This is a genomic window from Brevundimonas sp. RM1 (assembly GCF_052907225.1).
This window is the reverse complement of sequence record NZ_JBRERY010000003.1, coordinates 226952-252521: the sequence shown is the minus strand read 5'-3', so window position 1 is coordinate 252521 and position 25570 is coordinate 226952. Positions and strand designations below refer to the sequence as shown.

Here is a 25570-nt window from a genome sequence, read left to right as displayed (position 1 = left end):
AAGCGCCTCATGACCAACGAATTGACCAAGGGCTATCACCGCTTCCGCCAGAACCGGTGGCCGTCCGAACGCGCCGAATACGAAGCCCTGGCCGCCAACGGTCAGAAGCCGCACACCCTGGTCGTGGCCTGTTCCGACAGCCGCGCCGACCCGGCCCTGATCTTCGACACGGCGCCGGGCGAGCTGTTCGTGGTGCGCAACGTCGCCAACCTGGTCCCGCCCTATGAGCCGGACGGCAAGCTGCACGGCGTCTCGGCGGCGCTGGAGTTCGGCGTCAATGTGCTGAAGGTCAAACACGTCGTCGTCATGGGCCACGCCTCCTGCGGCGGGGTGAACGCCATGCTGAACGGCGCCCCCGCCAACTGTCAGGACTTCGTCGCCCCCTGGGTCGAGCAGGCCGCCCCCAGCGTGCGCCGCGCGGTCGAGACCCTGCCCGCCGAACAGGTCGAGTGCGCGGCCGAAGAAGCCGTGGTGCGCCTGTCCCTGGACAATCTGCGCACCTTCCCCTGGATCGCCGAGAAGGAAGCGGCGGGCGAACTGAAGCTCAGCGGCCTGCATTTCGGCATTGCGCTGGGCATCCTGTCCAAGCTGACGGGACCGGGACGGTTCGAGCGGCTGGACTGAGACGTTCGGTCCGGCGCGGCGCCCTCGCCTCTGGCCGCGAACCGTGGCACACCCGGCGTGTTGCAACGGAAGACGTCATGGCCCCTGCCTACAAAGCCATCCCCAACATCCTGACCAGTCTGCGGCTGGCGGCCGGGATCGTCATGTTCCTGCTGCTGGCGGGCGCGACCAGCGGTTTTCCCTTCGTCTCGGCCTGGCTGAGCCCCGACGATCAGTTCGCCATGTACCGGACGGGCTTCTGGATCTTCGTCATCGCCGCCTCGACGGACTGGATCGACGGATACCTGGCCCGCCGCTGGAACGCCACCACGCGCTGGGGCGCCATCCTTGACCCGATCGCCGACAAGATCCTGGTCACCGGCGCCGTGCTGGGCGTTCTGACGAGCGGCTCGGTGCAGCAGATCATCATCCCCTGCGGCCTGATCCTGTTCCGCGAGTTCGCGGTCTCGGCGCTGCGCGAGACCATGGCGGGGCGCATCAACCTGCCCGTCACCCTGGCCGCCAAGTGGAAGACGACGCTGCAGATGGTGGCGCTGGGCTGCCAGCTGTTCGCCCGCAACTGGGACGGCTGGGGTCTGCCGTTCGACTATCTGCCCGCCTTCCAGCTGTTCTCCGACGCCCTGATCTGGCTGGCCGCCATCGTCACCCTATGGACCGGCTGGCAGTATTTCAGCGCGGCGCAAAAGCAGATGCGCGATCTCTAAAACCTTCTCCCCTTGTGGGAGAAGGTGGTCCGTCAGGACCGGATGAGGGGTGTGAGCGCGACGGGCATGAAAAAGGGGCGCAGGCTGCGGAGGCTGAACTTCAACCCGCGCCGCCGACACCCCTCATCCGTCAGGCTCCGCCTGCCACCTTCTCCCGCAAGGGAAGAAGGGCGTTAGAGCGCCTTCTCGAGCACCACGAACTCCAGCTCGCGCGTCTGAGGCAGGCCGAAGCGTTCGTCGTCCAGCGGGAAGGGCCGCGTCTCGCCGGTCAGACGATAGCCGCGCCGCTCGTACCAGGCGATCAGTTCGACGCGTTGGCGGATGACCGTCATCTCCATGCGCGTCGCGCCGAAACGATCGATCGCCTCGGCTTCGGCGGCGGCGATCAGCCAACGACCAAGACCGCCCGCCTGGCGCCGCGGATCAACGGTCAGCAGGCCGAGATAGGCCAGGCCTTCGCCCTGTTTGGCTACCTGGACGCAGCCGGTCAGGACGCCGTCGATCTCGGCCAGCAGCAGCACCCGTGACGCATCGGCCAGGATGTCGCGCAGCTCCGCCTCATCCGTGCGCTGGCCGCCCAGAAGATCGGCTTCATGGGTCCAGCCCGCCTTGGCGCTGTCGCCGCGATAGGCGCTCTCGATCAGACGGTGCAGCGCCGGAACATCGTCCGGCGCGGCGGGACGGAAGGTCGCTTCGCTCACTGGACGCCCAGCTCGCTGAGCAGGTGATCCATGTCGTAGACGTCGCGCAAGGCGGTGGTCACCGCCTGGGTCGTGACGATGACGCTGCGGTTGACGTTGCGGTCATAGCCGTAGGCGTTGCGCTGGGTCAGGACAGTGGAGTCGAAGTTGGCGCCGATGATCTCGCCCTTGGCGTTGACGGCGGGCGAACCCGACGAGCCGCCGATGGTGTCGGACGAAACAGCCATGTTCATCACCGCATTGGGGTCGATGCGGTCCTTGGCGGCCAGCAGCTTGGGCGCGACGTTGAAAGGCTCGGCCCCCGTCGCCCGGTCCCACAGGCCCGCGAAGGTGGTGAAGGCAGGGATACGCTGGCCCGGAACATCCGTGCCCTCGACCCGGCCGTAGGTCAGGCGCAGGGTGCCGGTGGCGTCTGGGTAGACGGCGTCGCCGAAGACGGCGAAGCGGGCGGCGGCCAGTTGCGCGGAGGCGCGGTCGGTCGGCGCCTTGACCTTGTCATCCCACTCGGTGCGGACGGCGCGGGCGTCGGCGTCGATGGCCAGGACATACTGGATCAGCGGATCGGTCGAAGCCTGGACGGCGGGCAGGCCGCCTTCCCACAGGGCGCGGCGCACGGCGGGGTCAGCCAGCTTGGTGCCGGTGATCAGGCGCGCCGACAGGGCCTCGGGGCTTTCCTTGCCCAGCAGGGTGCGGACATATGGGCTGTCGACGGTCAGCCATTCGCGGGTCTTGGACAGCCACCACTCCAGACGGATCTGCTCCAATTCCGGATAGGTCGGGCGCTCGGCGAACAGGCTGGACTGCACGCCGGACAGGCGGCTGTCGGCGAACTCGGGCAGACGCTGGTCCGACGGCTTGGCGCGCTCCTGCGCCCCGCGCACAATGGCCCGCGCCCAGCTGAACAGCGGCGAGCCGCCCGCGACCGAGGTCGTGCCCATGCCCGTGCCGCCTTCCAGCAGGGCCATCGGGGCATAAAGCTCGCGCGCGATCGGTTGCACCTCGGCCAGGGCGGCCCAGGGATCGCCGACTTCGGCCGACAGGGCTTCATTCTCGGCGACGCGGCGGTGGAAGACGGTCTCCTGACCGGCCAACTGGTCCATGAAGGCCGGGTCGATCAGGGCCGCCATGCGCCCACGGCCGCGCTTGTAGGTGTTCTCCACGCCGACGATGGGGTCCATGGCGATGAAGGCCTGTTCCTCGCCCTCTTCCGAATAGCGGATCAGACGGCCGCGCAGCTCCGAGGCGATCAGCTGATCCAGCGGCAGCACCACGTCGCGGATGGTCATCAGCTGGGCCTGCGTCAGCAGGCGCTGGGTCGAGCCGGGGTTGCCGGTGACGAAGACGGGCTCGCCCTCGGTCGGCTTGTTCGGGTTCCAGGTGAAGTGGGTCGGCGTCGCGGCGGGCTTGCCGTCTTCGTACAGGCGGATGAAGGCGGCATCGATGGCGAAGCGCGGGAAGGAGAAATTGTCCAGGTCGCCGCCGAAGGTCGCGGCGCGATCTTCCGGCGCCCAGGCCAGACGCACGTCGGAGTATTTGCGGAACTTGTAGAGCTTGAACTGACCGCCGCGATACAGGCTGACGACCTGGCAGCGGATCTTGGGATCGTTCCCGCAGGCCTCGGTCTCGATGCGGCCCGCCTCGGCCTCACGCGCCTGAGTATAGGCCTGGCCGTCCAGGCCCTCGCCGGCCTTCTGCACCCGCGCGGTGACGTCGGTGATGTCGGTCAGGATCTCGGCCGAGCCGCCGGGGCATTTCAGCTCCTCCTCGCGGCTCTTGGGCGTGAAGCCGGTCTCGGCGTACTGCAGCTGGGGCGTGGACAGGTTCGCGACGCAGGTGGCGACGCAGTGGTTGTTGGTCATCACCAGCCCCTCAGCCGAGATGACGCCCGCCGAGCAGCCGCCGAACTTCACCGAGGACTGGCGGACGCGATCCAGCCAGGCCTGGTCGATGCTGGTGCCCAGCGTCTGGTTGGCGCGGGCGATCGGGAAGTTGTCATAGGTCCACATGCCCTCCTCAGCCTGGGCCGACGAAGCGGCGGCGAAGGCCAGGACGGCGGCCGAGGCGAAAAGCGAAAGGGTGTGAGCAGGGCGCATGAAGTATCCTCGGCGTCGCCGCCTCGACCGTCGTCGAGGCCCAGGTTGCGGCTTCTGGAAGCCAGAGCCGTCTTGCGGTCAGTCTGAACAGAACCTGGAGTGAAACCGCAACCCCTGCCGAGCGCATTCACGGGGCGCGTTCGCAGGTCTAGATTCGGCGACTGGCGAAACGAGACAGGGTTGAGGCGATGGCCGACGACTTCCCTCAGGGCGTGGCGCATCTGGTCCCGGACGACATGCGGGCGCGGCTGTCCTCCGATCCCGCAAGCCTGGAGCTGTGGCGGAGCCTGACGCCGCTGGGCCGCAATGAGTTCATCTGCTGGGTCGAAGACGCCAAACAGGCCGCCACCCGCCAGAAACGGATCGAACGTGCGGTCGAGGAACTGCACGAAGGCAAGCGCCGCCCCTGCTGCTGGGCGGGCTGCATCCACCGCACCGATAAGGCGCCCAGCCGCTGGCAGCAGGCTGTGCTCATCGAGAAGAAGGGCAAGCCGCAGTAGTCCTGAACGGACAAAGAAAAAGGGGCGCCCGAAGACGCCCCTCAAATCCCGGACCTGAATCCGACAGGCTTAGCGACGCACGCCCAGTTCGCGCAGCAGGCGCGGCTGGTTGTAGACGGTGCGCAGGGCCTCGGTGACGGCGGCGGTCGAGACCGTCACCGTGCGGTTCAGCTCCCCGTCATAGCCGAACGAGCCGCCCAGGGAGTGGATGTTGCCGTCGAAGGCGGCGCCGATCACTTCACCCTTGGCGTTGATCACCGGCGAGCCGGAGTTGCCGCCGATGATGTCGTTGGTCGAGACGAAGTCGTAGACGACGTCCTTGTTGATCCGGTCCTGCGCGGCGACGAAACGCTCGGAGGCGTTGAACGGCTCGGCGCCGGTGGCGCGCTCGTACAGACCGCCCATGTAGGTGAAGGACGGCACGGTCACGCCGCGATAGGTCCAGCCCTTCACCTGGCCGTAGGACAGGCGAAGCGAGAAGGTCGCGTCGGGATACAGGTTGTCGCCATAGACGGCGAAGCGGGCCTGGGCGACCTTTTCCGCGGCGCGGGCGGTCGGGGCGTTGACGCCGGCGTCCCACTGGGTGCGGATCGCTTGCGCCGCATTGTCGTTGGCCAGGACGAAGGCGATCATCGGGTCGCCCGAGGCAGCCAGCTGCTCCGGCGTCATGGCCAGGGCCTCGGCGCGGAAGGCCGGGTCGATCAGGCGGCTCTGCACCAGGCGGGCGGCGATGACTTCCGGGCTTTCGGCGCCCAGCATGGCCTTCACATCGGCGCTGTCGACCGTCAGATACTCGCGGGTCTTCAGCATCCAGTGCGACAGCTGGATCTCCTCGACGCCCAGCGGGATCGGCGCTTCCGAGGCCAGGCGACGGCCCAGGGCGGCGATGTCGCTGTCGGCGTAGCCGGCGCGGCGCTCAGCGACCGGCTTGGCGCGTTCCTTCGACGCGCGGACGATCGACCGGGCGTAGGAATACAGGGTCGAGCCGCCGCCGGCGTTCGCCTCAAGCTGGCGATAGGGCAGGTAGAGGTCGCGGGCCGTGACCTGCACCTTCTCCAGATCGCCCCACGGGTCGCCGATGCGCTCGGCCACGGCCGGGTCGGCGGCGACGCGTTGACGCAGTTCAGCCTCTTCCTGGCGCTTCTTGCCCATGAAGGTCGGGTCCGTCAGGGCGCCCTGCTGGCCGTAGTAGACCTTGAAGCTGTTCTCCAGACCGAAGATGGGGTCGAGGGCGACGCGCTTCTCTTCCTCGCCGGTCGTCGAATATTCGACCAGACGGCCGCGCAGTTCGGCGCTCTGGATCAGGGTGATCGGGATCTGCTGGTCGCGCAGACGCTCCAGCTGGCTGATGGTCAGCAGACGCGAGGTCGAGCCGGGGTTGCCCGCCACGAAGGTGACTTCGCCGTCGACCGGGGCGTTGGGGTTCCACTTCAGGTGGTTGGGCGAAGCGACCGGCTTGCCGTCCTCATAGGCGCGCAGGAAGGCGGCATCGAGGGCGTAGCGCGGGAAGTTGAAGTTGTCCGGGTCGCCGCCGAAGAAGGCCGCCTGGAACTCCGGCGCGAAGGCCAGACGCACGTCCTCGTACTTGCGGAACTGATAGAGGGCGTATCTGCCGCCGCGATAGAAGCTGATGACCTGGCAGGTCAGCTTGCGGTCGTCGCCGCAGGCTTCCTTCTGGATGGCGTCGATCTCGGCCGAGCGGGCGGCGACGAAGGCGGCGCCTTCCAGACCCGAGCCGGCGCCCAGGACGCGCTCGGTCACGTCAGTGATGTCGGTCAGAACCTCGGCCGTCTGACCGGGGCAGGTCTTCTCTTCCTCACGCGTGGCGGGCATCCAGCCGTTCTTGACGTAGTCGTTCTGGGCCGTCGACAGATCCTGGACGCAGGAGATGACGCAGTGGTGGTTGGTCAGGATCAGGCCTTCGCCCGACACGAACGACGCCGAGCAGCCCTGCAGGCGCACCGCCGCGTTCCGCACGCGATCCAGCCACGACTGGTCGATGCGCGTGCCGTATTTGTCGTTCACCGTCTGGATGGGGAAGTTGTCGAAGGTCCACATGCCCTCGTCGGCGCGAGCAGCCGAAGCGGGGGCGTTGACCACCACGACGGCCATGCCGAGGGCGGCCAGGGAAGCCGTGAACGAAAGAGTGCGGCGAAGCGACATAGGCGTCTCCGAATAGGCGGGACACCACGCCACGCCTTGCTGTTGCGCGTCACTAGCCTTGCCGGGGGCGCTTCCTCAAGCCCCGTGACAAATCCGGCAGAGCCAGCCTTACCCCGATTTAACTTGGCCCGGGGGCGAGGCGCGGTCAGATAACAGCGCAAGTCAGGGGAATGAATACGCGTCATGTCGCTCGCGCTATCCACGCTGCTCTTCGAGTGGCGCCGCTATATGGCCGCCGTCATGGCGCTGGCCCTTTCGGGTCTGCTCGTGCTGGCCATGACCGGTGTCTTCATCGGCATCGGCAAGGGCTTCACCGCCCAGATCGAACGGTCCGGTGCGGACATCATGATCCTTCAACCGGGCGCCAAGAGCCTTATCAACGGGCCGTCGGGCGTGCCGCGTCGCTTCATCCCGCTGGCCTACAACCATCCCGAGGTGGTCGAGGTTCAGCCCCTGGACGGCGCCGGCGGCACCTTCCAGTCGGTCAATGAAGTCGACCCCACCCGCAGCCAAGCCGACAACGCCAAGCAGGGCGCTCCGCGTCTGAAATTCGTCCAGTCCAGCATCATCGACACCACGCCCGGCTCGGTCACCATTCCGACCGACTATTCACGCGAACTGGTCGACGCCCTGCGCCAGCCCTACACCGTCGCGGTCGATGAAACGGCGCTGACGACCCTGGGCGTCAAGCTGGGCGACAAGGCCCTGTACAACGGTCAGACCGTCACGGTCGTCGGCGTCACCCGCGGCTATCCCAACATGATGCAGCCCGGCGTGGTCATGTCGCGCGACACCCTGCGCATGCTGGGTCAGGCCGACACCGGCCCGCGCGTCGGCCCCCTGATGATCAAGATCAAGGATCCTGCCCGCGCCGCGATCGTGGTCGCCCAACTGAACACCATGGGCAACGGCCAGTGGAAGGCCTGGACCCGCCAGGATCTGGCCGACGCCAACGCCGGCGCCATGTTCGAAGAAGGCATCCTGGTCATCATCATCGGCGGCTGCGTGGTGCTGGGCATCATCATCGGCGTGGCCATCACCTGGCAGACCCTGCGCGGCGCCATCATGGCCAACATCAAGGAGTTCGCCTCGCTGCGCGCCCTGGGCGTGGGCATGGGATCCTTGCGCCGCATCGTCATGGAGCTGAGCTTCTGGGTCGGGGTGGTCGGCGTGGCCGCCGCCATCGGCCTGACCTGGCTGCTGTCCCTGTTCGCCATGTCCAAGGCGGTCATCATCGCCCTGCCCCTGCCGCTGCTGATCGTGGTGGGCGGCGGTCTGATCGCCATCGCCATGCTCTCGGGCTTCCTGTCCATGGGCATCCTGAAGAAAAGCCAGCCTGCGGACCTGCTGCGATGAACACTATGGCTTTTGGGCACACGAAAGTTCACGGCAAACATGGCGAGTTCGCCATCGAGGCCAAGGGGCTAATCAAGCGGTTCAAGTCCGGCAAGAACTACGTCGAAGTTCTGAAGGGCGTGGATTTCGACGCCCGCCACGGCGACCTGACCATGGTCATGGGGCCGTCGGGATCAGGCAAGTCGACGCTGATCGCCGCCCTGTCCGGTCTGCTGCGCCCCGAGAAAGGTCGCGTCGACGCGCTGGACGTGGACGACATGTGGAAGCTGTCGTCAGGCCGGATCGACAAGTTCCGTCTGGATCACTGCGGCTTCATCTTCCAGGGCTTCAACCTCTTCCCCTCGCTCAGCGCCCTGCAGCAGGTGACGACGGTGCTGAAGTTCCAAGGCCTGACGTCCGATCAGGCCAGGAAGCGCGCGACCCTGGCGCTGGAGGAGGTCGGCCTCGGCCATCGCCTGCACCAACGTCCGGCCGCCCTGTCCGGCGGCGAGAAGCAGCGCGTCGCCATCGCCCGCGCCCTGGCCAAGGATCCTCAGATCCTGTTCGCCGACGAGCCGACCTCGGCCCTGGACGGCGAGAACGGCCAGGTCGTGATCCGCCTGTTGCGACGGGCGGCGACCGAGCACGGCGCCGCCGTCATCTGCGTGACCCACGACCCGCGCCTCGAGGCCTGGGCCGACCGGGTCATCCACATCGAAGACGGCGTGATCATCGACGATCAGCGCCGCACCCCCAATCCCGACGCCGTTCTGGCCTCGCACTGACACCGATCCTCTGAGGACGCCTCACATGCCCGCTTTCCTGAAAAACAAATGGCTCTGGATCGGCCTCGCGCTGCTGATCGTGCTGCTCGTCGGCTTCACCATGGTCCGCTCCGCCGGCGCCGCCAAGAAGGCGGAAGCCGCCGCCGAGGCCGAGAAAAAGGTCGAAAGCCCCTATGCCGCCATCGCCAACGGCAAGGTCGACGTCGAGGGCGGCATCATCCAGATCGCCGCGCGCCGCGGCGGCGTGGTGCGCGAAGTCCTGGTGCAGGAAGGCGACCGCGTGACCGCCGGCCAGATCCTGGCCCGCCAGGAAGACGACGAGCCGCGCCTGGCGTTGCAGACCGCCGCCGCCAATCTGTCGGAAGCCGAGAGCCAGCTGCGCCTGATCAACGTCGACATCGCCACGGCTCAGCGCGAGTACGACCGCCTGCAGAAGCTGGTCTCGACCAACTTCGTCGCCGCCCAGCGCCTGGACCAGGCCCGCGACGCCATCGCCTCGGCCCAGGCGCGGCTCGGCTCGCAGCAGTCGGCTGTGCAGACCGCCCGCGCCCGCCGCGACGAGGCCGCCTACAACGTCGAGCTGACGGTCATTCGCGCCCCCGCTGACGGCCGCATCGTGCGCCGCTACGCCAACCCCGGCGCCGGCGCCTCGACCCTGAACGTGTCGAACATGTTCGATCTGGAGCCCGACGCCCCCCGCATCGCCCGCGCCGAGATCGTCGAGGCCGACATTCCGAACATCACCGCCGATCAAGCCGTGGAGATCACCCCGGAAGGCGACCCGTCGAAGGTCTATGTCGGCAAGGTTCTGCGCCGCGCCGCCGTCTTCGGCGCCCGCAAGCTGGCGTCGGACGACCCGTCGCAACGCACCGACGAGCGCGTGGTCGAGGTGGTGGTCGCCGTCGACGAGGCCCCGCTGCTGATCGGCCAGCGCGTTCTGGTCAAGTTCATGAAGCCGGGCGAGACGGCCGGCGCCAAGCGCGACACCAGCATCGCCGGCGTTCCCGCCAACCGCTCGATGCAGACCCCGGCCAAGCGCTAAGGCTGACGGAAACGAATACGGAAAGGGGCCTCGCAAGAGGCCCCTTTTTTACTGTCCAGTCCTCTCGCGTCCCTCCCGACGGCGAAGGGCCTTAATGGATCATGCGCCCGTAAATTCCCCCGGCCTCTTCTCCAGCACCGCCGTCACGCCTTCGATGTGGTCGTCGGTCAGATGGGCAAGGGCCTGCATGGCGGCCGACAACTCCAACATCTGATCGAAATTCATGTCGCGGCCCTGACGCAGCAGGGTCTTGGCCATGCGCAGAGCCTGGGGCGGCTGGGCGGCGATCTGACCGGCCGTCTCCATCGCCTCGTCCATCAGGGACTCATGCGGAACGACGCGATTGACCAGACCCCACTGCTCGGCCGTGGCGGCGTCGATCGAGCGGGCCGTGAACAGCAGTTCAGCGGCGCGATTGTAGCCGATATTGCGGGGCAGCAGCCACGAACCGCCGTCGCCGGGAATGATGCCCAGCTTCATGAAGGGCACGCCGAAGCTGGCGCGGTCCGAGGCGATGCGGATGTCGCCCAGCCCGGCGATGTCGCAGCCCAACCCCATGGCCGGGCCGTTGACCGCCGTCACCAGCGGAACCTCAAGCCCGTAGAGGGCGCGCACGATACGGTGGACGACGCGGCGATAGCGTTCGCGGATGGCGGCGCCCGAGCCCTCGAACAGGTCGCGGCGGTCCTTCATCGCCTTCAGGTCGCCGCCTGCCGAAAAGGCGCGGCCGGCCCCCGTCATCACCACGCAGCGGATGGAGGGATCAGCGTTGACGGCGTCGCAGGCGGCGGCGAAGGCCTCGCCGTCCTCCAGGCCCGGCAGGGCGTTCAGACGGTCCGGCCGATCCAGGGTCCAGACCATGACCGCGCCTTTGCGCTCTTCGACGATCAGACCCATGCCGCGCTTCCTCTTCTCCAATGGAGCTGTCGGTGTCGGCCAGGGCGCGGCGGGATGGCAAGGGCGGAATTGAAAAACCCCGGTCGTTCTGACCGGGGCTTCTGGTTGGATCATCCAGTCTCGCGACTACGCGCGCGGCCGTTTGATCGTTATGGGCACGAAGTTGGACGGATGGCTGACCACGCGGTCGCCTGCGCCGTTCATCTGCTTCGTGTTCACCAGCATCCCGCCGAATAAGGCGAAGGACAGCATGGCGTGCTGGAGATTGCGCTCTTTGTTTTCGTTCATTTTTGGCGTCTCCTTTCGCTGAACGATGAAAGAAGACACGTCGTGCTTATTGGGACTCTCACCCTGTCAGTCGTTTCGCGTCGACGATCAAGATAGCGAAGCTGTGGAAAAAGTCAAGAATTATAGTCCGCTCTCGGACTCATTGTAGCGATAGCGTCACAAATCATGACCGAAGCCCCCGCTCCTCGCCCGCCGCGCCCCGTCGCCAGCCCATGCGTCATGGTCTGCACCGTCGACGGCGCCTCGGGCCTGTGCCTGGGCTGTTTCCGCACGCTTCAGGAGATCGCGACCTGGAGCCGAATGACGGACGAGGCCCGCGCCGCCGTCATGGCCGACCTGTCGAGCCGCAAGGGTCGGATCGATCCCCGCCTGCTGGGCGAATGAAGACCCTGGGTCGTCAACCTTTCGTTCGCCACGTCGCTTCACCGCATGGGAAGACCAAGGCGGCATAGTCCGCTTCATGATCCGCTTTGACCCGCGCTCCGCTGTCGTTTTCGCCGCCGCCCTGGCGTCGGCGTCGGCGTGCATCGGCGCCCTGATGTGGTGGGAAGGCCCGGCCCAGGCCTACGCCGCCGTGGCCCTGAAGGAGGCGCCGTCGGTGACGCGCGCGGCCGACGGCCACTATTGGGCCGAGGCGACCGTCGAGGGACGGCCGATGCGGATGCTGGTCGACACCGGCGCCAGCGTGGTGACGCTGAGCCGCGCCGACGCCGAACGGCTGGGCGTGCGGCTGAAACCGCATGACTTCAACCAGACGCTGAACACCGCCTCGGGCCAGGTGCCCGCCGCGCGGGTGCTGCTGACCTCCCTGTCGGTGGCGGGGGTCGAGATGACCTCGGTCGAGGCGCTGGTCGTCGATCGCGACATGCCCGCGGCCCTGCTGGGCATGAGCTTCCTCGGCCGCCTGTCGGCCTTCGAGGCGCGGCCCGACGGCCTGATCCTGAGGGGCTGAACGCGCCTCAGCCGCGCCGACCGAAGGGCACGACCTTGTTGTCCCGGTCATGGCCGATATCGGCGTCGCCCAGATAGGCGATGCCGGAGCGCACGCACCAGTAACGCACGATCTCTTCCGCCGTCAGGCCGAAGTCGGGATCATTCGCCGTCACGTCCGACACCCGGCCCAGACGGATGCCCGCGACACGGCGGATCGAGGCCTGGCCGGTCAGGTGGAACATCATCCGGTCGACGCGATAGAGGGCCTCGGACACCTCTTCCAGCATCAGGACGTGGCCGGTCAGGTCCGGCTCGATCGCCGTGCCGACCAGTTCATTGAGGATGGTCAGGTTGAAGCCGACGGCGGGCCGGGCGTCGGTCAGCAGGGACGGCTCCAGCGACGTCGCGTCGCCGCTCCGCAGCCAGTTCACCGCCCGCAGGCCCGTGGCGTCATGGCGCGACCCGTCCGAAGCCATCGGCCCATGCGCGACATGGGGAAAGCCCGCGCGATACAGCGCCGCCAGCAGGCTGCCCGCGTCGGAATAGCCGAGGTAACGCTTGGCGTAGGCGTGGGCGGTCAGCTCGGGGATCACCGCCTCGGCGATGCGGCAGGCGCCGTAGCCGCCGCGCGCGAACCAGACGGCGTCGATATCGGGATCGTTGGCGGTCTCGACGAAGGCGCGGGCGCGGGTGGCGTCGTCGCCGCCGAAATGGCCGTGCGCCTCGAACAGGGCCGGATGCAGCACCAGCTCGACCTCGCCGCTCGGCCAGGTCGCCGCCGCCCAGGCCCGGATCGCCTCGCCCCGCGCGGGGTCCAGGCGGGAGCTGGCGTTGACGACGCCGATTCGGAACGGTCTGGTCTGCATGGACGGGGTGGCCTCGGGCGCCTCACGTGCTAGTCAGGCCGCCGGACATTCCCCGGTTTCCAGCCCTGAAATCAAGCCGATGAACAAAGACTATTTCTTCTGCGGCGTCGGCGGTTCCGGCATGCTGCCCCTGGCGATGATCGTTCAGGCGCAAGGCCACCGCATCGCAGGCTCCGACCGCGCCCTGGATCAGGGCCGTACGCCGGACAAGTTCGACTGGCTGCGCGCCCACGGCGTGACCCTGCACCCGCAGGACGGATCGGGCGTGGTGAGCAAGGATCAGGTGGTCGTCGCCACTGGCGCCGTCGAGGACACCGTGCCCGACATCGGCGCGGCCAAACGCGTCGGCGCCCTCATCAAGACCCGGCCCCAGCTGCTCAGCGAACTGTTCAACGCCGCTCCGACTTCGATCGGCGTGGCGGGCACCAGCGGCAAGTCCACCATCACCGGCATGATCGCCTGGATCCTGGATCAGGCGGGCCGCGCGCCGACCGTGGTCAACGGCGCCGTGATGAAGAACTTCGCCGACGCCGACCACCCGTTCGCCAGCGCCCTGATCGGCGGACCCGATCTGTTCGTGGCCGAGGTGGACGAGAGCGACGGCTCCATCGCCCGCTATGACCCGACGGTGGCGGTCGTCTCCAACATCTCGCTGGACCACAAGTCGATGGAGGAGCTGCGCGACCTGTTCGGCGGCTTCGTCGGCCGGGCGACGACGGCGGTGCTGAACCTCGACAACCCCGAGACGGCGGCGCTGGCGCAAACCCTGGAGACGGGCAAGGCGATCACCTTCGCCCTGGGCGAGGAAGAGGCCGATCTGTCGGCGCACGACCTGCAACCGCTGCCCACCGGCATGACGTTCGAACTGCGCGTGCGCGGCGAGGCGGCGCGAGCCGCGCGACTGAACGTGCCGGGCGCGCACAATGTCGCCAACGCCCTGGCGGCGCTGGGCGCGGTCAAGGCCCTGGGCGTCGGCATGGATCAGGCGGTCGCGGCGCTGGAGACCTTCAGCGGCATCCGGCGGCGGCTGGAGGTGGTGGGCGCGCGAAACGGCGTCACCGTCATCGACGACTTCGCCCACAACCCGGACAAGATCGCCGCCACCCTGAAGACCCTGCACGCCTTCGACGGGCGGTTGCTGATCCTGTTCCAGCCGCATGGCTTCGGCCCGCTGAAGCTGATGCAGCGCGAGTTCATCGAAGGCTTCGCCGGTCTGATGCGCCGTGACGACGTGCTGCTGATGCCCGAGCCGGTCTATTACGGCGGCACCACCGACCGCAGCGTCGGCAGCGAGGACATCGCAGCGGGCGTCCGCGCGGCGGGTCGTCAGGCGCAGGCCCTGGCCACCCGCGCCGACTGCGGCGACCGCATCGTCGAAATCGCTCAGTCCGGCGACCGGATCGTGGTCATGGGCGCGCGCGACGACAGCCTGTCGACCTTTGCGGCCGAACTGCTGGCGCGTCTCTGATCGTCCGTTCTCGGACTATCTGTAAGATTAGCCTTGCAAAACATTCACTTCCGGCAAAGCGCCTGTTAAGCGCCCTGGCCTAACCCTGCTCTCGCAAGAAGCAGGAGACGGCTGGAAATGGCCAGGATCGGAGACTTCGTGGACGCCTCGGCGCCCATGGCGCCGGACGCGCCGGGGGCCGACGCCCTGGCCCGTTTCGAGGCCGAGCCCGAGACCCTGGTCATCGCCGTGGCCGACGCCGACGGACGCCCCGTCGGCCTGATCGAGCGCAACGCCTTCACCCTGAAGCTGGCCGCCGAGTTCGGCCGCGCCCTCTACGCCCGACGCCCGATCTCGGCCCTGATGGACCCTGATCCGATGATGGTCGAAGCCGACGCCTCGGCCGACGTCCTGTTCGCCTCGATGGACACGGCGGGGCTGGGCGCCTTGCTGAAAGGCTTCATCGTCGTCTCGCGCGGCCGCTATGTCGGGGTCGGCGCCGGGCTGCACGTGCTTCAGGCCGGGGTAGCGATCCACAAGCGCCGCGCCGAAGCCATGGCCGAGCTGGCCCAGAACCTGGTCCGCGCCGAGGCCGAGGCGCGCGCCTCCAGCCGGGCCAAGTCCGAATTCCTGGCCGTCATGAGCCATGAGATCCGCACGCCTTTGAACGGGGTGCTGGGGGTGGCCGCCTTGATGGAGCGCCAGCTGACGCAGGAGGATCTGCGCCCCCATGTCCGCACCATCCTGGACTCCGGAAACAGCCTGTTGCGCCTGCTGACCGATGCGCTGGACATGTCCCGCGCCGAAGCCGGGATGCTGACGTTGGAGCCCGCTCCTCTGGACCTTCAGGCGGTGACGGCGGACCTCTCGGCCCTGTGGAGCCCCCGCGCCGAAGAGAAGGCGCTGGATCTGCGCGTCCATGGCAATCTGCGCGCCGCACGCTGGATCGTCGGCGACGAGATGCGGCTGAAGCAACTGTTGAACAATCTGATCGGCAACGCCTTGAAATTCACGGAAGGCGGCGCCGTCGAGGTGCGCCTGGATACGGCGTTGGAGGACGGACAGGTGCGCCTGTCCGCCACGGTCGACGACAGCGGCCCCGGCGTCAGCGAGGACGCCGCGCGCGCCATCTTTGAACCCTTCAACACCGGCGACGCGGGCCGCCAGGGCGCGGGCGCGGGGCTGGGTCTGGCCATCTGCCGCCAGATCATAGACCGCATGGACGGACGCCTGGCGGTCGAACGATCACCCCAGGGCGGGGCGCGCTTCCGCTTCGAGCTGCGCCTGCCGCTGGCCGAGGCCGATGGACGCCGCAACGACGGCGCCATGGCCGATCCCACCGCCCACCCCACCCTGCACGTCCTGGTGGTGGACGACAACGCCGCCAATCGCTTCGTGGCGGGCAAGGTGCTGGAGTTGTTCGGCTGCACCCATGAAACGGCCGAGAACGGTCGTCAGGCGGTCGAGTGCGCGACGACGGCGCCCTTCGACCTAATCCTGATGGACGTAAAGATGCCGGTGATGGACGGGGTCGCCGCCACCCGCGCCATCCGCGCCCTGCCCGGCCCCGCGTCCGCCCTGCCGATCCTTGCGCTGACGGCCAACGCCGACCCGCGCGACGAGGCGGACTATCTGGCGGCGGGAATGGACGGAGTGGCGCAGAAGCCGATCCAGCCCGAGGCCCTGCTGAACGCCATCCGCCTGGTCCTGTCGCGCGAACAAACCGCTCAGGCCGCCTGACCGGATCAGCGGCGCCGATAGTCGCAGTTGCAAGTCATTTGCATTTCGTGGCAAGGCCAGGGCGTGACCGACGCCGCCGCCTCTTCTGCAAAGCCCGCCGCCCAGCCGAAGACCAAGGCCGCACGGCCGCCCGCGCGCGCCTTCTGGTTGAGACAGTTGCAAAGCTGGCACTGGATTTCGGCGGCGGTCAGCATGATCGGCCTGCTGCTGTTCGCCGTGACGGGCGTCACCCTGAACCACGCCGCACAGATCCCGGCCGAGCCCGTGGTGCGCGAACAGACCGCCGTCCTGCCCGCCCCTCTGCTGGCGCGGCTGGCCGAGTTTCCTCAGGAGACGACCAATCCCGCGCCCGACACCGTGGCGCGCTGGGCGGACGCGGCCTTCGACGTCCGCATCGCCGGAAAGCCGACCGAGACGACGGCCGAGGAAATCTACGTCGCCCTGCCCATGCCCGGCGGGGGCGCCTGGCTGACCATCGACCGGGCGACGGGCGAGGCCCTGCATGAAAAGACCACGCGCGGCTGGGTCGCCTGGCTCAACGACCTACACAAGGGCCGCAACACCGGCGCGGCCTGGTTCTGGTTCATCGACGCCTTCGCCGTCGCCTGCATCGTCTTCACCCTGACGGGGCTGGGCCTGTTGTGGCTGCACGCCTGGCGGCGGCCCCTGACCTGGCCGCTGGTCGGGCTGGGGCTGCTGATCCCCGTCGTGCTCGCCCTGTTCTTCATCCATTGAGGAGCCGCCTCATGCGTCCGCTTCCCCTGATCCTGACCGCTGCGGGTCTTTCAGCGGCCGCCGCGCCCGCCCTGGCCGCCGACCTGTCGGTGTCGATCGAGCTGCCGCGCATCAACAGCGCCGCCTATCACCGCCCCTATGTCGCCGTGTGGATCGAAAAGCCGGATCAGAGGGCGGTCCAGACCCTGGCCGTCTGGTATCACCCCGGCAGCCGCAACAGTCAGGGCGACGGCACAGACTGGCTGAGGGATTTGCGCGCCTGGTGGCGCAAGGGCGGCCGGGCCATGGCCATGCCCGCCGACGGAATCTCCGGCCCGACCAAGGCCCCCGGCCGCCATGCCGTCAACGTGCCCGGCGCGCGCCTGCGGAACCTGCCCGCCGGGCAGTACACGCTGGTCGTCGAGGCGGCGCGCGAGATGGGCGGGCGCGAGTCCGTGCGCGTGCCCTTCCACTGGGGCGCGGCCAATACGGCCTCCGGGACGGGATCATCCGAACTGCGCGCCGTGCGCGTCGCCGTGACCCGCTGAACGATCCCAGTCATAAGGGGCCTTCGTCTCTTTCAGCCAGACCGTTGCGCCCCCCATGAAACGATCCGCCTCCGCCCCCTCGCCGATCCTGATCGGAGGGCCGGACGACAGCCGACGCGACGACCGCGTTCTGATCCCGCCCATGACCGGCGCGCCCGAACGGCCGCCCAGCGACCTGATCTGGTCCCTGTCGGGCGAGACCATGGGCACGACCTGGTCGGTGCGGCTGGTTCCGCCGCCGGGCGCCGCCCAGGGCGATTTCGCGGCGGCGGTCGAGGAAGAACTGGCCCGCATCGTCGCCGTCTTCAGCCCGTGGGAGGCCGACAGCGAGATCAGCCGCTTCAACGCCGCTCCGGCCGGAACCTGGGCTCTGTCGGACGACTTCTGGGCCCTGCTGACCCAGGCGCTGGATCTGGCCGACGACGTCAGCGGCGCGGTCGATCCCAGCCTAGGCGCCCTGGTCGACCTGTGGGGCTTCGGCCCGCCGGGACCGCGCTCGGTCCTGCTGCCCCTGCCGTCCGACGAAGAGGTCGAGGCGGCTCGCGCCGTCTCGGGCTGGCAGAAGCTGAGGCTGCACCGCGAGGCCCAGGCGGCGATCCAGATCGGCGGCATGAAGCTGGACTTCTCGGGCATAGCCAAGGGCCATGCGGTCGATCGCGTCTCAGACCGGCTGAGCGCCCTGGGCGCGACCTCGCACCTGGTCGAGATCGGGGGCGAGCTGAAGGGACGCGGCGTCAAGCCCGACGCCCAACCCTGGTGGGTCGAGATCGAGGTCGTCGCCGGATCGCCCGCGCCGCGCACGGTGGCGGCTCTGGTCGACCTAGCCATGGCGACTTCGGGCGAGGGGCGCCGCGCCTTCCCCCATGAGGGGCGGCTCTATTCGCACACCCTGGACGGCGCGACGGGGCGGCCGGTCGACAACGGCCTGGCCCAGGTCACGGTCTTCGACGCCTCGGCCATGCGCGCCGACGCCCTGGCCACGGCGTTGACCGTGCTGGGCCCGATCGAGGGGCCCGAACTGGCCGAGGCCCTGGGCCTGGCCGCTCATTTCACCGAACGCACGCCTGACGGCCTGATCGAGCGCATGACCCCCGCCTTCGCCGCCATGCTGGACGACGCCTGAGGGAGCGTCAGACCTCGGACCAACGCCGCAGCAGGTTGTGATAGACGCCGGTCAACTCGATCACCGCCGCGTCCTTCGGTCCCTTGTCCAGATTGACCCGCTGGATCGCCACATCGAGGCGGAACAGGGTCTCGCGGTCGGCGTCGTCGCGGATCAGGCTCTGCAGCCACATGAAGCTGGAGACGCGCGCGCCGCGCGTCACGGGCGTCACCCGGTGCAGGCTCTTGGACGGATAGAGAACCAGATCGCCCGCCGGCAGCTTGACCGACTGGGCGCCGTACATCTCCTCGATGATCAGTTCGCCACCGTCATAGTCCTCAGGCTCCGACAGGAAGAGGGTGGCCGACAGATCGCTGCGAATGCGATGGCCGTCGCGTTGGCGGATGGCGTTGTCGACGTGGGTGCCGAACTCGCCGCCGCCCTCATAACGATTGAACAGGGGCGGAAAGATCGTGTGCGGCAAGGCGGCCGAGACGAACATCGGATTGGCGTTCAACGCCTGGACGACCAGCGCCGACACCTCGCGCGCCTGGGCGCTGTCCTCGGGCAGTTGCTGATTGCGCTTGGCCGTCGCCGACTGATGGCCCGAGGTCATGTTGCCGTCAGCCCAGTGTCCGGCGTCCAGCGTCCGACGCAGGGCCTTCACCTCGGCCTTGGTGAAGACTTCGGGGATGTGCAGCAGCATGGCTCTCTCACCGTCTGGAAACGCATCGGCCCCGCCGCTCGAACGAACGACGGGGCCGACATGATGGCGCGAAACGCGGCCTCTTAGTAGCGGACGTTCAGCGTCAGGATAGCCTGACGCGCCGGGGCCACGTCGGCGTGGTGCACGCCGTTGGTGCGGATGATGTACTCCTCATCCCCGGCGTTCTGGACGTTCAGCTGCACTGAGGCGCGGTCGTTGATGTCGTAGGAGGCGAACAGGTCGACGCGGGTGTATTCCGGCGCATAGACGCGGTTGGCGCCGCCGCCGGCCCCGCCTTGGTTTCCGCCCCAGGACTTGGAGACGTAATAGACGCCGCCGCCCAGGCTCAGCTTGGGCAGGACACGGTAGGTGGTGAACAGGCTGGCGCTGTGCTCGGGCGTATTGGCCAGCGGGTCGCCCAGGTTGACGCTGCTATAGGCGCCGCGCACCAGTTCGGAGTCCATCCAGGTGTAGCCGCCGAAGACCTGCCACTTGTCGGTGATGTTGCCCGACACGCCCAGCTCCACGCCCTGCACCCTGGTCTCGCCCGCCTGCTCGAACAGGCCCGGCTCCACTTCGATGGCCGCGTCCTTGCGCGTCAGGTGAAACAGGGTGCCGCTGAGCGCCAGACGGTCGTTGAACAGATTGGCCTTGGCGCCGATTTCGAAGCTCTCGGTCTGCTCCGGATCCAACACCGTGCTGGCCAGGTTGCCGCTGCCTACGCCACCGACGCCGTTCTGATCGCCCGCCGAGATCGTGGGCGGCGTCGAAGCGGTCGAGAAGGAGGCGTAGACGCTGCTGTTCGCCGTCGGCTTGTAGACCAGACCCACCTGATAGTTGACGAAGTCCCAGTCCGCCTCGCGCATGACAGGCGCCGTAGCGCCGCGCGGCAGCTCCGTGCCTTCGACGTCATAGCGGTCGTAGCGCAGGCCCAGGTTCAGCTTCCACCGCTCGCCCAGGCTGACGGAATCAAAGGCGTAAAGCCCCAGCGCATCCGTGTCCGAATATGTCTCGGTCCCGCGCGTGATCGTGCCCGTCCACGGGTCGTTCGGGTTCGGCGCATAGACCTGGGTGCAGTCCAGGCCCGTCAACGGCGCCGGGCAGGCCGTGCCGGTCAAGGTCGTGACCGTATAGGAGGCGTTGCGGTTCTTCTCGCGCGCCAGCTCCAGACCGACGTCGAAGTCATGCTTGACCGAACCGGTCAGGAAGGAGCCGTGCAGGTCGGTGACGTTGGCCAGGGTCTCGGCCGGGTTCCAGCGCGACTTCAGACCCCGCTTCATCCACCAGACGCCATTGATCTGCTGCGCCGCGCCGCCGTCGCCGGGGTTGGTGACGACATAATCGTTCAGCGTCTGAGAGTAGCGGGTGACGTTGCGCAGGGCCAGGGTGTCGCTGAAGCGATGCTCGACCTCCAGCGTCAGGCTGTCGACCGTATTGTTCAGATAGTCGCGCGCCTTCAGGCCGTAGAAGCTGTCATAGGGCACGTCCAGCACGCCCGAGGCGTCCGGGCGCGGCCCGGTCGCCCCGCCCAGCTTGGTGTAGAGCGGGACGCCGTAGTCGGGCGTCTGATTGCTGTCGAGATGGTAGTAGCTGACCGTCAGCATCGTCGGCGCGCCCAGGCCCACGGCGACCGCAGCCCCGACGCCCCACTTGTCGAAGTCGACGCCGTTGCGGCCCGGCACGTCGCCCTGCGAGGCCATGACGTTCAGGCGCATGGCGGCGGTCGGACCGACCTGCCAGTTGGCGTCCACCGTGCCGCGCAGATAGTCGTCCGTGCCGACGCCGGCCGAGCCATGGACGAAGTTGGTCAGACGCGGCGACTTGGAGCCCAGATTGATGCTGCCGCCGCCCGAACCGCGACCCGAGTAAACGGAATCGGCGCCCTTGATGACCTCGACCTGCTCCAGGTTGAAGACCTCGCGCTGCTGGCCGCCGGTGTCGCGGATGCCGTCGACGAAGATGTTGTTGCCAGAGGCCTGACCGCGGATGAAGGGCCGGTCGGCCAGGGGCTGCCCGCCTTCGCCCGCACCGAAGGTGATGCCCGGCGAGGTGCGCAGGATGTCCTGCAAGGAGGTGGCCGCGGTCTGTTCGATGATCTGCTGCGGGATCACCGTCACGGTGCGCGGCGTGTCGACCAGGGGCGTGACGAACTGCGGATCCTTCGGCTCGCGCTTCACGCGATGGCCGTGCACATCCACCGTGCCCAGGTTGGTGGCGTCCTGGCTAATCACCCCATCAGCGGGCGCGGCCTCGTCAGCCGCCGCGATCGCCGGCGCGGCGCACAGCATGCCGGCGGCGCTGGACGCGAACAGGAGCGCCTTGAGGGCGGCGGAGCGGGTGTCGGACATGAGGAGGAAACCGGCCATTGATTGAGACCGGCTCGCATTAGCACCATTTCAAGGTGCGACAATCTGACTCCTGCGACTAAATCGCACTTGCGGATCAGGTGTCACACGCAGGTCACACCTGGGGCTTGGCGACCGCCTTGATTGACACCGTCGGATCGGCCAGCAGGGCGTCGTCCACCGCTGTCCCCTTCCCGATCAGCAGGCGTCCGCCCATGAAGTCGGCTGGGGCGTTGACCGCCTCCACCGCCACGATGCGTTCGCCGCTCAGGTGGAAGACCGAGAAGGCGCCGCCGGCCGGATCGCCGCGCACCAGTTGGCGATCGGCGTCGAAAGGCACCCCCGCGATCTGCAATTTGACGTCATACTGGTCGGACCAGAACCACGGCACTTCCGGCGCCGGGGCCGCGCGGCCGACGATGGCCGAGGCCGCCTGCTTGGCCTGCTCCAGGGCGTTGGGCACGCTCTCCAGCCGGTGCATGACGCCGCCGTGGACCGGGATCGGCCGCCGCGTCACATCGCCGATGGCGTAGATGTTCGGGTCGCTGGTGCGGGCGGTCTCATCGACCACTACGCCGTTTTCGCACGTCAGTCCCGCCGTCCGCGCCAGGGCCTCGCAGGCGAAGGCGCCGACGCCGACCAGCACCGTATCCGCCGCGATCAGCGTCCCGTCCGCCAGACGCACGCCCGCGTCCTCGAACCCAGCGACCTCGACGCCGGTCAGGATCTCAACGCCATGCTTCCTGTGCAGATCGGTGAAGAAGGCCGACAGGGGCTGAGACGCCACGCGCGCCAGCACCCGGTCCATGCGCTCGATCACCACCGCCTCGGCGCCCAGGGCGCGGGCCGAGGCCGCCGCCTCCAGCCCGACATAGCCGCCGCCGACCACCGCCAGCCGCTTGCCGGGCGCCAGCACGGCCTTCAGCCGTTCCGCGTCGTCGAGGGTGCGAAGCTCCAGCAGGTCGGGCCGGTCAGCGCCGGGAAGGGCCAGCTTGCGCGCCGTCGAGCCGGTGGCCAGGATCAGCACGTCGTAGGTCTCGACCGTTCCGTCGGCGAAGGTCACGGTCCTGGCGGCCGCGTCGATGGCGCTCGCCGTGACGCCGGTGCGCAGGGCGATGTTCTGCTCGGCGTAGAAGCTCTCGGGGCGCAGCAGCAGGTCTTCCAGACCCGCCTCCCCTTTCAGCCAGGCTTTCGACAAGGGCGGCCGCTGATAGGGCGGCGCGCTTTCCTGCCCCGCCAGGACGATCTCGCCCTCAAACCCATACTGCCTCAGCAGCGCCGCCGCCGAGCCCCCCGCGTGTCCCGCGCCGATGATCACAACCTTGCTCATGACAGCGCAGATAGAGACGCCGGAAGCGAAGCGCCACCGCCTTTGCATCCATTCTGAGCACGACAGACCGGGAAGCAGGTTGACCGTTCCATTGTTACAGCATAATGGAACGCGCCATGAGCACCGACGCCGCCAGGACCGCATTGCTGGACGCCCTGCTTTCGCTGAAAACGCGGGAGGAGGCGGACGCCTTCCTGGCCGACCTGTGCACTCCGGCCGAGCTGCGCGCCATGGCCGAGCGGTGGCAGGTGGCGCGGATGCTGGACGCCGGGGACAAGACCTATCGCGAGATCGCCGCCGAGGCGCCGGCCAGCCCGACCACTGTCGTGCGCGTCGCGCGCTCCCTGAAGGACATGCCGCACCAGGGCTATCGGCTGGTGCTGGACAGACTGAAAGCCTGAGTTGAGATCATGAGTACGGTTCAGGGGCGGCTGCGCATCGCCGTCCAGAAATCCGGCCGCCTGGCCGAACGCAGCCTCGATCTGGTCCGCGATGCGGGCCTGCGCGTGATCAAGGGCAACAACGATCTGCTGTACCGGATCGAGAACTATCCGATCGACCTGCTGCGGGTGCGCGACGACGACATTCCGACCTTCGTGGCGGACGGGGTCTGCGATCTGGGCATCGTCGGCGAGAATGTGCTGGAAGAGGTCAGGAACGGCGGGCCGAATGCAGAGGTCGTCATGCCGCTGGGCTTCGGCCGCTGCACGCTGAAGATCGCGACGCCGCCGGGGCTGGACTACGCCGGGCTGTCGTCCTTGCAGGGCCTGCGGATCGCCACCTCCTATCCCAGGATTCTGCGCCGCTTTCTGAATGAGGCGGGCGTCCAGGCCGACATCGTCACCATGCGCGGCGCGGTAGAGGTGGCGCCGCGGCTGAAGCTGGCCGCCGCCATCTGTGATCTGGTCTCGACGGGCGCCACGCTGGAGGCCAACGGGCTGACGGCGCGCGAGACGGTGCTGGACAGCCAGGCGGTGCTAATCAAGGCGCCGACGCCGCCTGAGGCGGGGCTTCAACACCTGCTGGACTCCATCGTCGAGCGGATGGCGGGCGTCGTGTCCTCGCAAGGGGCCAAATACGTGATGCTGAATGCGCCGCGCGCGGCGCTGGACCGGATCACCGCCCTGCTGCCCGGCGCCGGATCGCCCACCGTCATGCCCCTGTCGGGGCGCGACGACGCCGTGGCCGTCCACGCCGTCTGTCAGGAGGCGGTCTTTTGGGAGACATTGGAGAAACTGAAGGCGGAAGGGGCGTCGGCCATCCTGGTCCTGCCCATCGAGAAGATGATGTGATGAAGCGTATCGACTGGAACCAACTCGACGCCGCCGGACGCACCGCCGCCCTGGCCCGCCCGCAGCGCCGCACTGAAGGCTTCGTCTCCAGCGTGGTGCGCGAGATCTTCGACGACGTGCGGGCGCGCGGCGGCGAGGCCGTGACCGACTGGGCGACCCGGCTGGACGGCGCCCCGCCGCGCCGCATCGAAGTCACCGAGACGGCCGCCGCCAAGGCCCGCCGCGACCTGCCGCCCGCCGCCGCCCGCGCCCTGCGCGTCGCCGCCGACAATGTGCGCGTCTTCCATCAGGCGACCCGGCCAGAGGACACGCCCTTCATCGAGACGACGCCCGGCGTGAAGTCCAAGCTGGTCTGGCGGCCCATCGGCTCGGCCGGCCTCTATGTTCCGGGCGGAACGGCGCCGCTGTTTTCATCGCTGCTGATGCTGGCCATACCGGCGGACGTGGCCGGGGTCGGGCGGCGCGTCGCCGTGACGCCGCCGTCGAAGGACGGCTCGGTCCACCCCGCCATGATCGCCGCCGCCGCCGAGGCGGGGCTGGACGAGCTGTGGCTGCTGGGCGGAGCGCAGGCCATCGCCGCCCTGACCTTCGGCGCCGAACTGGAAGACGGCGTCATCGCGCCCGTCGACAAGCTGTTCGGTCCCGGCAACGCCTATGTGGCCGAGGCGAAGCGCTACGCCTCGTCCCTGCCCGGCGGCCCGGCCTGCGACCTGCCTGCGGGGCCGTCGGAACTGCTGGTCATCGCCGACCGCGACGCCGATTTCGAGATCGTCGCCGCCGACCTGCTCAGTCAGGCCGAGCATGATGCCGATGCTCAGGTGATCCTCGTGTCCGACAGCGGCACGGCCCTGAACGAGATCATCGCCGAGGTCCAACGCCAGGTCGACAGCCTGCCGCGCGCCGCCATCGCCCGCGCCTCTCTGGCCGAGGCCCGCGCCATCCGCGTGCGCGACATGGCCGAGGCGTGCGAGGTGGCGAACCTCTACGGCCCCGAACACCTGTCGATCCAGACGCAAGAGGCCGAACGGCTGGTCGAGCGGATCAGCGCGGCGGGCGCGGTTTTCGTCGGGCGCTGGGCGGCGGAGACGCTGGGCGACTATGCGGCGGGGCCCAGCCACGTCCTGCCGACCGACGGCGCGGCGCGGACGCTGGGCGGCGTCACCACCGCCAGCTTCATGACGACCATGTCGGTACAGACCGTCACCGAGCCGGGCGCCGCCGCCCTGGCCCCTGTCGCCGCTGCCCTGGCGCGGCTGGAGGGGCTGGAAGCCCACGCCAGGGCCGCCGATCTGAGGAGTGCGGGATGACCAACAACCTCTTCCTTCTCCCCTTGAGGGAGAAGGTGGGCGCCGGAGGCGCTCGGATGAGGGGTGTGCTGGCTTCGCCCTTCTCCGTCTCGCTGCGCAGGTTGCCTT

Annotated in this window: 25 protein-coding genes; 16 read left to right on the top strand and 9 right to left on the bottom strand. The window is 68.5% G+C overall.

Annotated elements, in window-relative coordinates; translation table 11 throughout:
• Positions 1-9 precede the first annotated feature (9 nt).
• Both ACU5AP_RS04975 and pgsA read left to right on the top strand, forming a co-directional pair.
• The gene (locus tag ACU5AP_RS04975; RefSeq protein ID WP_046652243.1) at positions 10-624 is read left to right on the top strand and encodes a carbonic anhydrase; all 615 of its coding nucleotides are present in this window, start codon (positions 10-12) and stop codon (positions 622-624) included.
• A gap of 77 nt (positions 625-701) precedes the next feature.
• Entirely contained in the window at positions 702-1328 is a 627-nt protein-coding gene (gene pgsA / locus ACU5AP_RS04970) for a CDP-diacylglycerol--glycerol-3-phosphate 3-phosphatidyltransferase (protein WP_003166118.1), read from the top strand.
• A 173-nt stretch (positions 1329-1501) separates the two neighbouring features.
• Here pgsA and ACU5AP_RS04965 read toward each other — a convergent pair whose 3' ends face one another.
• Positions 1502-2029: a GNAT family N-acetyltransferase gene (locus tag ACU5AP_RS04965; protein ID WP_003166119.1), complete on the bottom strand. Its 528-nt coding sequence runs from the start codon at positions 2027-2029 to the stop codon at positions 1502-1504.
• A complete protein-coding gene (locus tag ACU5AP_RS04960) occupies positions 2026-4122 on the bottom strand; it encodes a S46 family peptidase (RefSeq protein WP_446680871.1) in 2097 nt (698 codons plus the stop codon). Before ACU5AP_RS04960 ends, ACU5AP_RS04965 begins: the two co-directional genes overlap by 4 nt.
• A gap of 188 nt (positions 4123-4310) precedes the next feature.
• Here ACU5AP_RS04960 and ACU5AP_RS04955 point away from each other — a divergent pair, with 188 nt between their 5' ends.
• Positions 4311-4622 carry a YdeI/OmpD-associated family protein gene (locus tag ACU5AP_RS04955; protein WP_003166120.1) on the top strand — a complete coding sequence of 104 codons (312 nt, stop codon included), beginning with the start codon at positions 4311-4313 and terminating at the stop codon, positions 4620-4622.
• A 69-nt stretch (positions 4623-4691) separates the two neighbouring features.
• Here ACU5AP_RS04955 and ACU5AP_RS04950 read toward each other — a convergent pair whose 3' ends face one another.
• Positions 4692-6785 (bottom strand): S46 family peptidase, encoded by a 2094-nt coding sequence (locus ACU5AP_RS04950; protein ID WP_128718769.1) that lies wholly within the window; start codon positions 6783-6785, stop codon positions 4692-4694.
• A gap of 183 nt (positions 6786-6968) precedes the next feature.
• Between ACU5AP_RS04950 and ACU5AP_RS04945 the strand changes: the two genes are divergently transcribed.
• From ACU5AP_RS04945 to ACU5AP_RS04935, 3 genes are read left to right on the top strand one after another with little or no spacing between them, the layout of a single operon-like run.
• Entirely contained in the window at positions 6969-8141 is a 1173-nt protein-coding gene (locus tag ACU5AP_RS04945; RefSeq protein WP_040346171.1) for an ABC transporter permease, read from the top strand.
• A gap of 5 nt (positions 8142-8146) precedes the next feature.
• The gene (locus ACU5AP_RS04940; RefSeq protein WP_223850611.1) at positions 8147-8905 is read left to right on the top strand and encodes an ABC transporter ATP-binding protein; all 759 of its coding nucleotides are present in this window, start codon (positions 8147-8149) and stop codon (positions 8903-8905) included.
• 25 nt (positions 8906-8930) lie between these two features.
• On the top strand, positions 8931-9947 hold the full coding sequence (locus ACU5AP_RS04935; protein WP_312990633.1) for an HlyD family secretion protein: 1017 nt from the start codon (positions 8931-8933) through the stop codon (positions 9945-9947).
• A 99-nt stretch (positions 9948-10046) separates the two neighbouring features.
• Here the strand turns inward: ACU5AP_RS04935 and ACU5AP_RS04930 are convergent, their stop codons facing one another.
• Positions 10047-10844, bottom strand: coding sequence for a crotonase/enoyl-CoA hydratase family protein (locus tag ACU5AP_RS04930; protein ID WP_128718771.1), 798 nt, complete (start codon positions 10842-10844; stop codon positions 10047-10049).
• 126 nt (positions 10845-10970) lie between these two features.
• Positions 10971-11132, bottom strand: a complete 162-nt coding sequence (locus ACU5AP_RS04925; protein ID WP_162938831.1) for a hypothetical protein — start codon at positions 11130-11132, stop codon at positions 10971-10973.
• Positions 11133-11297: 165 nt separating this feature from the next.
• On the opposite strand from ACU5AP_RS04925, the gene ACU5AP_RS04920 reads away from it, so the two are divergent.
• Complete coding sequence (locus tag ACU5AP_RS04920; protein ID WP_128718772.1) at positions 11298-11516, top strand: DUF1289 domain-containing protein; 219 nt, start codon at positions 11298-11300, stop codon at positions 11514-11516.
• Positions 11517-11592: 76 nt separating this feature from the next.
• Positions 11593-12084: a retropepsin-like aspartic protease family protein gene (locus ACU5AP_RS04915; RefSeq protein ID WP_003166129.1), complete on the top strand. Its 492-nt coding sequence runs from the start codon at positions 11593-11595 to the stop codon at positions 12082-12084.
• 7 nt (positions 12085-12091) lie between these two features.
• Here ACU5AP_RS04915 and ACU5AP_RS04910 read toward each other — a convergent pair whose 3' ends face one another.
• Positions 12092-12931, bottom strand: a complete 840-nt coding sequence (locus ACU5AP_RS04910; RefSeq protein ID WP_128718773.1) for an LD-carboxypeptidase — start codon at positions 12929-12931, stop codon at positions 12092-12094.
• 79 nt (positions 12932-13010) lie between these two features.
• Here ACU5AP_RS04910 and ACU5AP_RS04905 point away from each other — a divergent pair, with 79 nt between their 5' ends.
• The 5 genes from ACU5AP_RS04905 to ACU5AP_RS04885 all read left to right on the top strand — a co-directional run bounded on the left by ACU5AP_RS04905 (position 13011) and on the right by ACU5AP_RS04885 (position 18503).
• Positions 13011-14399, top strand: coding sequence for a UDP-N-acetylmuramate--L-alanine ligase (locus ACU5AP_RS04905; RefSeq protein WP_128718774.1), 1389 nt, complete (start codon positions 13011-13013; stop codon positions 14397-14399).
• A 117-nt stretch (positions 14400-14516) separates the two neighbouring features.
• Positions 14517-16118, top strand: a complete 1602-nt coding sequence (locus tag ACU5AP_RS04900) for an ATP-binding protein (RefSeq protein ID WP_128718775.1) — start codon at positions 14517-14519, stop codon at positions 16116-16118.
• Between the two features lie 63 nt (positions 16119-16181).
• Positions 16182-16853: a PepSY-associated TM helix domain-containing protein gene (locus tag ACU5AP_RS04895; protein WP_446680870.1), complete on the top strand. Its 672-nt coding sequence runs from the start codon at positions 16182-16184 to the stop codon at positions 16851-16853.
• Positions 16854-16864: 11 nt separating this feature from the next.
• Positions 16865-17380, top strand: a complete 516-nt coding sequence (locus ACU5AP_RS04890) for a DUF2271 domain-containing protein (protein WP_128718777.1) — start codon at positions 16865-16867, stop codon at positions 17378-17380.
• A gap of 55 nt (positions 17381-17435) precedes the next feature.
• A complete protein-coding gene (locus ACU5AP_RS04885; protein WP_128718778.1) occupies positions 17436-18503 on the top strand; it encodes an FAD:protein FMN transferase in 1068 nt (355 codons plus the stop codon).
• A 7-nt stretch (positions 18504-18510) separates the two neighbouring features.
• Here the strand turns inward: ACU5AP_RS04885 and ACU5AP_RS04880 are convergent, their stop codons facing one another.
• From ACU5AP_RS04880 to ACU5AP_RS04870, 3 genes are all read right to left on the bottom strand, one after another.
• The gene (locus tag ACU5AP_RS04880; protein ID WP_128718779.1) at positions 18511-19188 is read right to left on the bottom strand and encodes a Fe2+-dependent dioxygenase; all 678 of its coding nucleotides are present in this window, start codon (positions 19186-19188) and stop codon (positions 18511-18513) included.
• 83 nt (positions 19189-19271) lie between these two features.
• Positions 19272-21536, bottom strand: coding sequence for a TonB-dependent receptor (locus tag ACU5AP_RS04875; protein WP_446680869.1), 2265 nt, complete (start codon positions 21534-21536; stop codon positions 19272-19274).
• Positions 21537-21648: 112 nt separating this feature from the next.
• Positions 21649-22863 carry an NAD(P)/FAD-dependent oxidoreductase gene (locus tag ACU5AP_RS04870; RefSeq protein ID WP_128718781.1) on the bottom strand — a complete coding sequence of 405 codons (1215 nt, stop codon included), beginning with the start codon at positions 22861-22863 and terminating at the stop codon, positions 21649-21651.
• Positions 22864-22979: 116 nt separating this feature from the next.
• On the opposite strand from ACU5AP_RS04870, the gene ACU5AP_RS04865 reads away from it, so the two are divergent.
• The 3 genes from ACU5AP_RS04865 to hisD are packed head-to-tail and all read left to right on the top strand — an operon-like array spanning position 22980 to position 25462.
• Complete coding sequence (locus tag ACU5AP_RS04865; RefSeq protein WP_112999704.1) at positions 22980-23264, top strand: YerC/YecD family TrpR-related protein; 285 nt, start codon at positions 22980-22982, stop codon at positions 23262-23264.
• A gap of 9 nt (positions 23265-23273) precedes the next feature.
• On the top strand, positions 23274-24155 hold the full coding sequence (hisG, locus tag ACU5AP_RS04860; protein WP_128718782.1) for an ATP phosphoribosyltransferase: 882 nt from the start codon (positions 23274-23276) through the stop codon (positions 24153-24155).
• On the top strand, positions 24155-25462 hold the full coding sequence (hisD, locus tag ACU5AP_RS04855; protein WP_128718783.1) for a histidinol dehydrogenase: 1308 nt from the start codon (positions 24155-24157) through the stop codon (positions 25460-25462). The genes hisG and hisD overlap by 1 nt, the downstream gene beginning before the upstream one ends.
• The last annotated feature ends 108 nt before the right edge of the window (positions 25463-25570 follow it).